Here is a 12,976-nt window from a genome sequence, read left to right on the forward strand (position 1 = left end):
TTTCCTCCTCGTCCCTAGTATTAAACCTCTACGCCCATGCTTTTCGCTTTTTCAACTACTTCTTCAATTGAACCAACTAAACGGAAAGCATCTTCTGGTAGGTGATCGTGTTTACCATCAAGGATTTCCTTGAATGAACGAACCGTTTCTTTAACAGGAACGTAAGAACCTTTTTGACCAGTGAATTGTTCCGCAACGTGGAAGTTTTGAGATAAGAAGAATTGAATACGACGAGCACGTTCAACTGTTTGTTTATCTTCATCAGATAACTCATCCATACCTAAGATAGCAATGATATCTTGTAATTCACGGTAACGCTGGATTGTACGTTGTACGCCAGTTGCTACTGCGTAGTGCTCAGCGCCTACGATTTCTGGTGATAATGCACGAGAAGTCGAAGCTAATGGGTCAACCGCAGGGTAGATACCCATTTCAGATAATTTACGCTCAAGGTTAGTAGTTGCATCTAAGTGGGCGAAAGTTGTAGCTGGAGCCGGGTCAGTATAGTCATCGGCTGGTACATAGATCGCTTGAATAGAAGTTACAGATCCTTTGTTAGTAGATGTGATACGCTCTTGTAATTTACCCATTTCAGTTGCAAGTGTTGGTTGGTAACCTACCGCAGAAGGCATACGACCTAATAAGGCAGAAACCTCAGAACCAGCTTGTGTGAAACGGAAGATATTGTCGATGAATAAAAGTACGTCTGCACCTTGCTCATCACGGAAGTATTCTGCCATTGTAAGACCAGTTAAAGCTACACGCATACGTGCACCTGGTGGCTCGTTCATTTGACCGAATACCATCGCTGTTTGCTTGATAACGCCTGAATCGCTCATCTCGAAGAATAAGTCGTTCCCTTCACGAGTACGCTCACCTACACCAGCGAATACAGAGATACCTGAGTGCTCTTGTGCAATGTTATTGATTAATTCTTGAATTAATACAGTTTTACCTACACCGGCACCACCGAATAGACCGATTTTACCACCTTTAATGTATGGTGCTAATAAATCTACTACTTTGATACCTGTTTCAAGGATTTCAACTGAAGTTGAAAGCTCATCGAAAGTTGGTGCTTCGCGGTGAATTGAATCACGACGAGCATCAGCTGGAATTTCTTCACCTAAGTCGATTACTTCTCCTAATACGTTGAATACACGACCAAGAGTCACTTCACCAACTGGTACTGAGATAGCTTTTCCTGAGTCTGTTACTTCTGCTCCACGTTGTAAGCCATCAGTAGATGACATTGCAATTGTACGAACAGAATCATCACCTAAATGAAGTGCAACTTCTAATGCAAGAGTTGTTGGTTCTTCATTAGGACGTTCAATCTTAACTGTTAATGAGTTATAGATTGCTGGTAATTGGCCATTGTCGAATTTTACGTCAACAACCGGACCCATTACTTGAATAACATGTCCTTTATTCATTACTGTGTACCCTCCTATCGTATTCTTATACGACATTGGTGAGCTGAAGCCTATTCTAAGGCTGCAGCCCCACCAACGATTTCTGTAATTTCTTGTGTAATTGCTGCTTGACGTGCACGGTTATATTGCAATGAAAGATCTCCGATAAGATCAGATGCGTTATCAGTTGCATTTTTCATAGCAGTCATACGAGAAGCATGTTCACTTGCTTTTCCGTCTAATAATGCGCCGTAAACTAGGCTTTCCGCATATTGTGGAAGTAATACTTCAAGAATTGCTTCACCAGATGGCTCGAATTCATAAGAAGCTTTACTGCTTACAGTTGCAATATCAGTTAATGGAAGAAGTTTTTTCTCTGTCACTTCGTTAGCGATAGCGCTAACAAAGTGATTGTAGTACATATAAAGTTCATCATACGTACCGTCAATGAACATACCAACAGCATTACGAGCGATTTCTTTAATATCAGCGAATGTTGGTTGGTCAGGAAGAGCAACTACACTGCTAATAACATTATGATCACGTTTCACAAAGTAATCACGAACAACACGACCTACTGCTAAAATCACGTATTCGTCTTTTGATTTATGACGCTCGTTGATTGTACGTTGCACTTGACGAAGGATACTTGAGTTGTAAGCACCTGCAAGACCACGGTCAGAACCAATGACTAAGTAAGCTGTTTTCTTAACAGGACGTGCAGTTAACATTGGATGTCCACTGTCTTTTGTACCTGAAGCGATAGCGCCTACTACGTCCTGAATTTTTTCCATGTAAGGAACGTAAGCTTTAGCGTTTTGCTCTGCACGACGTAACTTTGAAGAAGAAACCATCTGCATCGCTTTCGTAATTTGTTTCGTACTCTTTGTTGAATTAATACGACCTTTTATTTCGCGTAAGTTTACCACTGGTATTTCACCACCTTTTGTATTTTAATCAAGCGACTATTTTTCTTGCTTATTCTGATTTAGCGAAAGTTTTTTTGAATGCAGTTAAAGCTGCTACGTATTCCGCGTCAGGAGCAAGTTCTTTAGTAGTACGAACATGATCTAAAACGTTTGTGTGGTTTGTATCTAACCAGCTTAAGAATTCAGATTCAAAACGAACGATATCTTGAACTGGAATATCATCTAAGTGACCTTTAGTTAATGCATAAAGGATCGCAACTTGTTTTTCAACTTTAAGTGGTTTGTTTAGGTCTTGTTTAAGAACTTCAACCGTACGTTTACCACGCTCAAGTTTAGCAAGTGTGATTTTATCTAAATCTGAACCGAATTGAGCGAAAGATTCAAGTTCACGGAATGCAGCTAAGTCAAGACGTAGTGTACCCGCAACTTTTTTCATCGCTTTAATTTGAGCAGATCCACCTACACGTGATACAGAAAGACCGGCGTTAATCGCTGGACGTACACCTGAGTTGAATAAGTCAGATTGTAAGAAAATTTGTCCATCAGTGATTGAGATAACGTTAGTTGGGATGTATGCAGAGATATCCCCAGCTTGTGTCTCAACGAATGGAAGAGCTGTAATTGAACCATTTTGATATGTTTCATTTAACTTCGCAGCACGTTCTAATAAGCGGCTGTGTAAGTAGAAAACGTCACCAGGGTATGCTTCACGACCTGGAGGACGGCGAAGAAGAAGTGAAAGTTCACGGTAAGCTGATGCTTGTTTAGAAAGATCATCATACACGATTAATACGTGTTTACCTTGTAACATGAATTCCTCTGCCATAGATACACCAGCGAATGGTGCTAAGAATAATAATGGAGCTGGTTGAGAAGCTGAAGCTGTCACAACGATTGTGTAATCTAAAGCGCCATGTTTACGGAAAGTTTCTACTACACCACGTACAGTAGATTCTTTTTGACCAATTGCAACATAGATACAGATCATGTTTTGGTCATTTTGGTTAAGGATTGTATCAATTGCTACAGATGTTTTACCAACTTGGCGGTCACCAATGATTAATTCACGTTGACCACGACCGATTGGTACAAGTGCGTCAATCGCTTTGATACCAGTTTGTAGTGGTTCGTGTACTGATTTACGAGCCATTACACCGAAAGCTGGGCTTTCGATTGGACGAGATTTAGTTGTGTTGATTGGACCTTGTCCATCCACTGGTTGACCTAGTGGGTTTACAACACGGCCAATTAGTTCTTCACCAACTGGTACTTCCATAATACGACCTGTACGACGAACTTCATCGCCTTCTTTGATGTCTGTGTATGGACCTAAAATAACGATACCAACGTTACCTTCTTCTAGGTTTTGAGCCATACCCATAACACCGTTAGAGAACTCTAGAAGCTCTCCAGCCATGGCGTTGTCGAGGCCATGAGCAAGAGCGATACCGTCACCAATACGGATAACTGTACCAACTTCGCTTACTTTAAGTTCAGATTCATAATTCTCAATCTGTTGTTTAATCAGACTGCTGATTTCTTCAGCCTTGATGCCCATGTATGTCACCTCTCACATTTCTAAATTATTAACCGATTAATTCACGTTTTAGACGCTCAAGCTTGTTCACTACTGAGCTATCATAAATATGGTTACCGATTTGAACACGAATACCACCTAATAATGAAGGATCGATTTCGTTTGTAATGTTTAATGATTGTTTCCCAACAAGTTTACTGAATGCTGCAGAAATTTTAGCGCTTTCTTCAGCAGAAAGTTCACGAGTTGAGAATACAGTTGCATCTGCAGAACCTTGTGCCTGTGCAGCAAGCTCAGCATATGCATTAGCAATTAGCTTCACTTCGTTTACACGTTTCTTCTCAACAAGTAGTTGAACTGTGTGTAAAACTTCTGGTGTTGCACTTGCAAAGATTTCAGCTACCATTTGTTTCTTACGTTCGATAGAGAACTTAGGCGCGTTTAAAAGTGTTAAAAAATCTGGAGATTCTGTAACAACTTTTGTTAACTCGTTTAAGTCTGCCCCAACTTCTGCAAGAATATTTTTTTGTTGCGCAATTTCAAATAGAGCCTGAGCGTAACGCTTTGCTACAGTTGAATTACTCATTGAGCTTCCCCTGCCTTCGCAATCGTCTCTTCAATTAGAGCACGGTTGTCTGCCTCAGAAATCTCTTTGCTAAGGACTTTAGATGCTGCAAGTACAGATAATGAAACGACTTCATCACGTACAGCTGCGATAGCCTTTTCTTTTTCAGACTCGATTTCACGTAAAGCCGATTCTTTTAAGCGGTTAGCTTCATTGCGAGCTGCTGTAAGAATTTCTTCTTTTTGCATTTCGCCTTGCTTCTTAGCACCCTCAACAATCGATTGTGCTTCCGTACGAGCTTCTTTAAGAAGACTTTTTTGTTCTTCTAAAAATTTGTGCGAATCTTTGCGAGCTTTTTCAGCTGCTTCGATCTCACTAGCTACTAATTCTTCACGTTGTTGCATGATGCCCATTAATGGACCCCAAGCGAACTTTTTAAGTAGAAGCATTAATACTAAGAAGATGACTAATGTTGAGATGACATCTCCACCATTGAATCCTCCACCTGCACCTAGTACAAGATTGTCTAAAAACACGATTGTTTCACTCCCTTCAAGAGCTTTAACTTCAACATATTAGTTTGTAATACTTAAAAACTTACCTATTTTAAAAAGCTATATTTGCACATAGCTTTTATCTGTTCCAAAATGAAGGGCGAAGTTTCATCTGGTGAATCCTGCTTCGCCACTAGTAAAATTCAGTATACAACTGAATTATTTGTTCATTACGATGAATGCTACTACTACTGCGATGATCGGTAAGGCTTCAACTAATGCAACCCCGATGAACATAGTAGTTTGAAGAACGCCACGAGCTTCTGGTTGGCGAGCGATACCTTCAACTGTTTTTGATACGATAAGACCGTTACCAATACCTGCACCAAGTGCACCTAAACCGATTGCGATTGCTGCTGCTAATAAACCTAATGAACCTGTCATTTTAAAATTTCCTCCTTGGAATTGTTTGTTTTTTTGGTTCAAGCATAAAATTTATGCTTTATATTAATGGTCATCGCTCACTTTATGAGCCATGTAAACCATTGTTAACATTGTGAAGATAAAGGCTTGGATAAAGCCGATGAAAATAGAGAAACCTTGCCATGCCATCATAGGAACAATTGCACCTACGAACCCGATCGGACCTGATACTGCTAAACCTGCGATTAATGCAAGTAAAATTTCACCTGCATAAATGTTACCGTAAAGACGCAGACCTAATGTTAAAGTGTTCGCAAACTCTTCAATAATTTTTAGCGGGAACATAAATGACATTGGTTTGAAGAATGTACCAACATAATGGCCTGTACCCTTCATTTTGATACCATAGTATTGAGATAATACTAAAATCATTGTTGCAAGAGTCATTGTAACCGTTGGGTCAGCTGTTGGCGATTTCCACCAAAGTTCATGGTCATAGACGATAGAGAATGGAAGACCTAATAAGTTAGATACTGCGATAAACATAATAAGTGTGATACCTAGAATGTGGAATCGTCCACCAGTTTTCCAGTCCATGTTGCTTTTGATGATATTCTTTACGAAATCCATAATCCATTCCATAAAGTTTTGCATACCAGTCGGTTTTAACTTTAAGTTTCTAGTAGAGATAACAGCGATTAAAAATACGACTATTGCTGCAACTAGTAACATCATAACTGTAGATAAGTTAAATGTTAAAAAACCAATGGTTACTAACGGAGCTTCATGATTCATTGTTATTTTTCACCTCTCTTTCTAATAAAGCACAATTAGTGGTTCCTTACATGAGATACAATTCTCTCGACAAAGAGAACTACGTACGGAATCATTAGCCCTATGACCGTGCTAATCAAGTGAAAATAGTTTGGCAACGAAATGGCTATAGCGACTGCCGCTACACCTGATCCAAAACGCAGTGCTGTACCAAGTGAACCTATTTTCTTCCCTTCACTAATGGAACGATCAAACTTCTCCATACGGCGAACTAAAATCCAAAAATTATACGTACCAAAAAATGCACCGATTGCGATGCCCGCAAAAACTGTTTGAAAGGACGTAAAGCCCCAGCCTAAAGCGCAAAGTGCGAGCAAAAAAAATAACGCTCTCTTCTGCACAGCAAAAATGTGATGCAAATCTAGCATTGGTTTGTAGTCTCCTGAATCATTTTTTCGAGTAAAGAAAACGTTTGCTTACCACTTTGTGAAATCAGAAAAGAGCAGTGAAAAACACTACTCACAGCGGAATAGTAATGGGAGAGTCATTTGAATGAAATTACAGGTGTAAATTCCTAATAATGCCTTACACCCCTTACTGATTCGGTGTTAAACCGAAACGCACAAAACGTTGCAAATCGACAGTGATGGTTTGAACTGTCAATTTAGTAGAAACTTGATATAACAAGTGTTTCAACGTCTATCAACGATTAGAAACCCTTATCATTCTTACCCTTTGTAAGCATACAATAGGTGATATTTGAAGTCAATTAGTAAAGGAGAAAAACTTCACAGCTACTATACTCTTGTCAAATTGTTGACAAATTTGTGTATGAACTTTCATAGATTACAAAAACTTTTTTGGAATAATGCAAAAAAAAGCTAATTTACGACAGAAATTTGCTCGTAAATTAGCTACACATTAAATTTTAGTTCTTTTTACTTATTTTATAAATTAAAAATGGTGTATTACTTGCTTTTTTGCAAAAATTTCAAGAGAGCTTCTACGATACGCTGTGAAGCATGTCCATCTCCATAAGGATTAGAGGCTTTTGCCATCGCTTCATACGCCTCTTTATCCTCTAGCAATTCTTTTGCAAGAGAATAAATTGTTTCCTCTTCTGTTCCTGCTAGTTTCAAAGTTCCAGCAGCAATTCCTTCCGGACGCTCTGTCGTATCACGAAGCACTAGAACTGGCTTTCCTAATGAAGGCGCTTCTTCTTGAACACCACCAGAGTCAGTTAAGATCATGTACGAATTCGCAGCGAAGTTATGGAAATCAAAAACTTCAAGTGGTTCAATTAAATGCACGCGGTCATTATCGCCTAATATTTCATTGGCTATTTCTCGCACAGCCGGATTCATATGCACAGGGTAGACAACTTGTACATCTTCGTGCTCCGCTAACAGTCGTGTAATTGCTCGGAACATATGACGCATAGGCTCGCCTAGATTTTCACGACGATGCGCTGTTAATAATATCATTCGATCATTTGCTATTTTTTCTAACACGGGATGTGTATAATGCTCACTCACCGTTGTGGCTAATGCATCAATAGCTGTATTGCCTGTGACAAAAATAGTATCTGCATTTTTGTTTTCATCTAAAAGGTTTTTCTTTGATACTTCTGTTGGTGCAAAGTGCAAATCAGCCATGACACCTGTCAGCTGACGATTCATTTCCTCTGGGTAAGGTGAATACTTATTCCATGTTCGAAGACCTGCCTCAACATGACCAATGGCAATTTGATTATAAAATGCTGCTAAGCTTGCAATGAATGTTGTAGCAGTATCACCATGCACTAAGACGATATCAGGTTGCGCTTCTTTCATGACTTTATCTAAACCTTGTAATGCATTAGTTGTCACATCAATTAGAGTTTGACGATCCTTCATTATATTTAAATCGTAGTCTGGTGTAATTTTAAATGTTTCTAATACTTGGTCAAGCATTTGGCGATGTTGTGCTGTTACAGTCACGATTGATTCCACTTGCTCGGGATGTTTTTGTAATTCCAATACAAGCGGGGCCATTTTTATCGCCTCTGGTCTCGTACCGAAAATCGTCATCACTTTCCATTTTTTCGTCAAAACGATTTGCACCGTCCTTTGGTTATATTGTATATCAAGTGCAATGGTCCACATTCATTATTAAGAAGAGAGACTTAATTGCCTAAACATACTATGAAACGTCCTTCAATATTGAAGGACGCTTTCAAATGCTATAAAGTTGCTGTATGAAAAACGATATTGCTCTTTAAGCAATAACCCTCTTTTTATTTCGTACCGAATAAACGGTCACCAGCATCACCTAGACCTGGAACAATGTAACCATGGTCATTTAACTTTTCGTCAAGTGCTGCAATATAGATGTCCACATCTGGATGTTCATCTTGAATTACTTTAACACCTTCTGGCGCAGCAATTAAACACATAAATTTAATGCTTTTCGCACCGCGTTTTTTCAGTGAATTGATAGCTTCCACTGCTGAACCACCCGTAGCAAGCATTGGGTCTACAATAATGAAATCACGTTCTTCCACATCTGCTGGAAGTTTTGCATAATACTCAACAGGTTTTAATGTTTCAGGGTCACGATAAAGACCAATATGACCAACTTTTGCAGCTGGAATTAGTTTTAATACGCCATCAACCATGCCGATGCCTGCGCGTAAGATCGGTACAATTGCAAGTTTTTTCCCAGAAAGAACTTTTGTTTTCGCGATTGTTACTGGTGTTTCAATTTCAATTTCTTCTACAGGCATTTCTCGCGTAATTTCGAATGCCATTAATGTTGCGACCTCATCAACTAGCTCACGAAATTCTTTAGTTCCTGTATTTTTATCACGAATATAAGTTAACTTGTGTTGGATTAGTGGATGATCAAATACGTATACTTTGCTCAAAGGGGTTCTCTCCTAACCGTTCGGATTTCATTTTTATCTCAACTAGTATAACAGAAAACAGGAGTTGTCTCAAAAATAAATTCGAGATATTCCCTTTTCTAGAGTGTTTGCTACATATAGAAGCAATTTATACGTCAAGTATAGAATCAAGTTGCTCAATCGCCATCGGTTTATAATAGAAGTAACCTTGTCCGACCTTACAACCAAGCGCACGTAATATCTCTACCTGTTCCTCATTTTCGATTCCCTCTGCAACAGATGTCATACCTAAATTTAATGCAAGCTGAATAATTGAACGGACAATTGCTAATGTTGCTGCATCATGTATATCATTTATAAAGCTACGATCAATTTTCAACTCAGTGAACGGTAATCTTTGTAAATAACTAAGAGAGGAAAAACCTGTTCCAAAATCATCCACCGATGTTTTAAAGCCATAGCTCTTTAATTCTTGAATAATGGCGAGTGCGGTTTGAAAATCTACTAAGCCGATATTTTCTGTTACCTCTAAAATAATATTACTTGGATTAATCATATATTTTTCAACTAATTGCCGGATATCCTTAACAAAATGAGGATAGTAAAAGTGATCAGGCGATATATTTACCGCAACCTTCACTAACTTCTTCCCCAACTGTTGACGCTCCGCTAGCCAAGCGAGAACAATTTCTAAAATTTGTATGTCTATTTCACGAACCTTCCCTGCATTTTCGGCAACTGGTATAAACATAGCTGGTGATACAAAGCCGAGAACCGGTGAATGCCAACGAGCTAGCGCTTCAATACTTTGAATTTCCCCCGTTCGTAAATCTACTTTTGGTTGTAGATTCACAGAAATCTCTTTATTTTTAAGTGCTTGTGATAAATGATTTAAAACAGTCATCTGTTGCTCTAGTAAATCATTGCGTTCCTTCGTAAATATCTCCAGATGCGTTCCTGGTTTGTTGGCCGCATAAGATAATGCATTATCTGCAAATCTGATTGCATCTGCAATTTTAATATCCTTATCGAAGGAAGAGATGCCTGTCTTTAATGTAATATAAATTTGTTTACCATTTATAATAAATGGCTGGCGCGTTAATTCTTTTATGCGAAGCTCATAATCGTTTAACTCTTCATTGGGTGTCACTTGTGAAATAATAAGACTAGAACTTGTGAACCTAGCAATATACTCATTCAAATCTTTCTTATGTTCTTGAAGACGCCTAGCAATTTGTCTTAATAATTCATCCCCTGCTTCACGGCCATATAATTCAACGACTTGATGAAATTCACTTGGTTTTATTATTTTGATAAAGCCTATTCGCCCTCGTTGTTCTTCCTTTTCTATCTTATTTAAAAAGCTATGTCGATTTGGCAAGCCAGTCGTAATATCCTTATATGCTAAATCCCATATTTTTTTCTGAGTTTTTGCATACGAATACGCTAATGCAACGAGTGCACCTATTTTTTGAAACACATTGTTAAAAAACAAGCTTTCACGGGGATATTGAGAAAATATTGCAAAAAATCCGATTGCTTGTTGTTTTTGATTGCGAATAGGAACAAACCATCCCGAATGATTATTTGTTAGATTAGCAAAACTTTTAAATTCTATTGGAATAGCAACCTCTTCTAGTTTATCTGCTATCATGGGTGTTTCCTGTTGCATGACTTTTCTATAGAAGTCATTCATCTCGAAAAGCTGAGGGACATGTTGGCGAACACTGTTAGAAGTAAAAACTTGCAAATGATTTGAATCTATTTTGATAAGAACCGAGCTAAACACATGTGGCATAAAAAATTGATTTATTCTGCTACAAATAGTGTCCATTTTTTTATAAAATGGATAGTCCTTTTCGATTGCCTCATAAACGGTTTTCTCTAATTCCGCTATAAAATCTTCAGTGTGATAATACGTAATATCCTTCACGATGATTAACACAAATAATGTTTCATTATCATTATTTTGAAAAGGAAGGGTTTGCATTTCTGCCCAAAATGGTGGCTGTTCGAAGCGATTATGGTGCAGCTTTTCCGTCACCATTGCTCCACTATGTATGTTCTCTTTTATTTTTTCAAGCATTGTCGTTTGTAACCCACTTGAAAGCATCGCAAAATAATCTGTTTCTAGAATCTGTGAACGTATTGCATTTGTTAGTATGCAAAAAGAATTATTACATTCTACTATGAAATTAGTTTTCGCATCCAAAATAACATAGCTTTCTTTAGATTGTTCACCTAAGTTACGAATTGTAGTTAATAAAATATTTTTTTGTACGTCCATAGATTTAGTAACCATCCAACCCCTCCCGACTATATCCATCAATTCTACCCCTTTATATTGTACATAAAAAATTCAATAAATTGTCACTTTTACAAAAAAACATTCCTTCTTCGGGACAACCATTGTCCTTATTCAATATAATATAACCTTTTATCCTATATTTATGTAAAAAAATCCAAAAATAAGATTAATTTATTTTTATGTTAGCAAAAAGTATAGTTTTGCAGTTTATTCTATCCATTACACTTCAGCATTTTTTGTGTGCTTGCTAGAAAATCAACCATCAGGACCTTTCACTTAATTTCAATGAATTCTATAGAAGAGGCATTTTGCTAAATCGAATTAAACAAACTAAAAGCTGTGCCTAAAGTGAACAACACACTTAAGACACAGCCTATAATTAAACAATACTAATTATGCGTATAATGGATGTTTATCAGTTAAAACTTTAACACGATCTTTTGCATCAGCTTTTACCGCTTCATCTTCTGGGTTTTTAAGTACAGCTGCGATAATAGCGCCTACTTCTTTCATGTCTTCTTCTTTAAAGCCGCGTGATGTAACTGCAGGTGTACCAATACGAATACCAGAAGTAACAAATGGAGATTCTGTATCGTACGGAATTGTGTTTTTGTTAGTTGTAATTCCTACTTCATCAAGTGCGTGCTCTGCTACTTTACCAGTTAAGCCAAGAGATTTAACGTTTAGAAGTAATAAGTGATTATCCGTACCATTAGATACGATTTCTACACCTTCTTCGATTAACACTTCTGCTAAAGCGCGTGCATTTGCTTTAATTTGTTTTGCGTAGTCTTTGAAATCAGGTTGTAAAGCTTCGCCAAATGCTACAGCTTTTGCAGCGATAACATGCATTAATGGCCCACCTTGGATACCTGGGAAGACAGATTTGTTTAATTTTTGCTCCCATTCTTTCGACGCAAGAATTAAACCACCACGTGGTCCACGTAATGTTTTATGTGTTGTAGATGTAACAAAATCAGCGTAAGGAACTGGTGATTGATGCTCTCCAGCAGCTACTAGCCCAGCAATGTGCGCCATATCAACCATAAAGTAAGCTCCTACTTCGTCTGCGATTTCACGGAATTTAGAGAAGTCGATTTCACGTGGGTATGCAGATGCACCAGCTACAATTAGTTTCGGTTTGTGTGCTAATGCTTTTTGACGAACATCTTCATAGTCGATTACATGTGTATCTTCTGTTACACCGTATTCTACGAAATTATAAAGGATTCCTGAGAAGTTTACAGGAGAACCATGTGTTAAGTGACCACCATGAGAAAGGTTCATTCCTAGAACTGTGTCTCCTGGTTGTAAAATTGTATGGTATACAGCCATGTTTGCTTGTGCACCAGAGTGCGGTTGTACGTTAGCATATTCTGCACCAAAAAGTTCTTTCACACGATCACGTGCAATATCTTCTACTACGTCTACGTGTTCACAGCCACCATAGTAACGTTTTCCAGGATAACCTTCAGCATATTTGTTAGTAAGAACTGAACCTTGTGCTTCCATTACTGCTTCAGATACAAAGTTTTCAGATGCAATTAACTCGATATTCGCTTGTTGACGTTTTTTCTCAGCTAAAATCCCATCTAATACTGCTTTGTCTTGTACTGCTAATTTTTCGTATGCCATGTTTGAAAAAGC

At 38.1% G+C, this 12,976-nt stretch carries 12 protein-coding genes; all 12 read right to left on the minus strand.

Annotation, left to right across the window (positions count from 1 at the left end):
* Positions 1-20: 20 nt before the first annotated feature.
* Entirely contained in the window at positions 21-1,436 is a 1,416-nt protein-coding gene (atpD, locus tag ACIQXJ_RS17005) for a F0F1 ATP synthase subunit beta (protein ID WP_173478604.1), read from the minus strand.
* A gap of 50 nt (positions 1,437-1,486) precedes the next feature.
* Entirely contained in the window at positions 1,487-2,344 is an 858-nt protein-coding gene (gene atpG / locus ACIQXJ_RS17010) for an ATP synthase F1 subunit gamma (RefSeq protein ID WP_340820977.1), read from the minus strand.
* Between the two features lie 49 nt (positions 2,345-2,393).
* Positions 2,394-3,902, minus strand: coding sequence for a F0F1 ATP synthase subunit alpha (gene atpA, locus ACIQXJ_RS17015; RefSeq protein WP_173478606.1), 1,509 nt, complete (start codon positions 3,900-3,902; stop codon positions 2,394-2,396).
* Positions 3,903-3,930: 28 nt separating this feature from the next.
* Positions 3,931-4,467, minus strand: coding sequence for a F0F1 ATP synthase subunit delta (locus tag ACIQXJ_RS17020; protein WP_340820979.1), 537 nt, complete (start codon positions 4,465-4,467; stop codon positions 3,931-3,933).
* Positions 4,464-4,982 (minus strand): F0F1 ATP synthase subunit B, encoded by a 519-nt coding sequence (atpF, locus tag ACIQXJ_RS17025; RefSeq protein WP_340820980.1) that lies wholly within the window; start codon positions 4,980-4,982, stop codon positions 4,464-4,466. Before atpF ends, ACIQXJ_RS17020 begins: the two co-directional genes overlap by 4 nt.
* 177 nt (positions 4,983-5,159) lie before the next feature.
* A complete protein-coding gene (gene atpE, locus ACIQXJ_RS17030) occupies positions 5,160-5,384 on the minus strand; it encodes a F0F1 ATP synthase subunit C (RefSeq protein ID WP_004269474.1) in 225 nt (74 codons plus the stop codon).
* Between the two features lie 63 nt (positions 5,385-5,447).
* A complete protein-coding gene (atpB, locus tag ACIQXJ_RS17035) occupies positions 5,448-6,158 on the minus strand; it encodes a F0F1 ATP synthase subunit A (RefSeq protein WP_402889880.1) in 711 nt (236 codons plus the stop codon).
* Between the two features lie 35 nt (positions 6,159-6,193).
* Positions 6,194-6,565, minus strand: coding sequence for an ATP synthase subunit I (locus tag ACIQXJ_RS17040; RefSeq protein ID WP_139860289.1), 372 nt, complete (start codon positions 6,563-6,565; stop codon positions 6,194-6,196).
* A 540-nt stretch (positions 6,566-7,105) separates the two neighbouring features.
* A complete protein-coding gene (wecB, locus tag ACIQXJ_RS17045) occupies positions 7,106-8,227 on the minus strand; it encodes a non-hydrolyzing UDP-N-acetylglucosamine 2-epimerase (protein WP_403056366.1) in 1,122 nt (373 codons plus the stop codon).
* Positions 8,228-8,412: 185 nt separating this feature from the next.
* Complete coding sequence (gene upp / locus ACIQXJ_RS17050) at positions 8,413-9,042, minus strand: uracil phosphoribosyltransferase (RefSeq protein ID WP_173478609.1); 630 nt, start codon at positions 9,040-9,042, stop codon at positions 8,413-8,415.
* Positions 9,043-9,169: 127 nt separating this feature from the next.
* Positions 9,170-11,323: an EAL domain-containing protein gene (locus ACIQXJ_RS17055; protein ID WP_403056363.1), complete on the minus strand. Its 2,154-nt coding sequence runs from the start codon at positions 11,321-11,323 to the stop codon at positions 9,170-9,172.
* Between the two features lie 399 nt (positions 11,324-11,722).
* Positions 11,723-12,964 (minus strand): serine hydroxymethyltransferase, encoded by a 1,242-nt coding sequence (gene glyA / locus ACIQXJ_RS17060; protein WP_401010746.1) that lies wholly within the window; start codon positions 12,962-12,964, stop codon positions 11,723-11,725.
* Positions 12,965-12,976: the final 12 nt, after the last annotated feature.

This window comes from Lysinibacillus sp. NPDC097868 (genome assembly GCF_044761135.1).
In the GTDB taxonomy this organism is placed as follows: domain Bacteria; phylum Bacillota; class Bacilli; order Bacillales_A; family Planococcaceae; genus Lysinibacillus.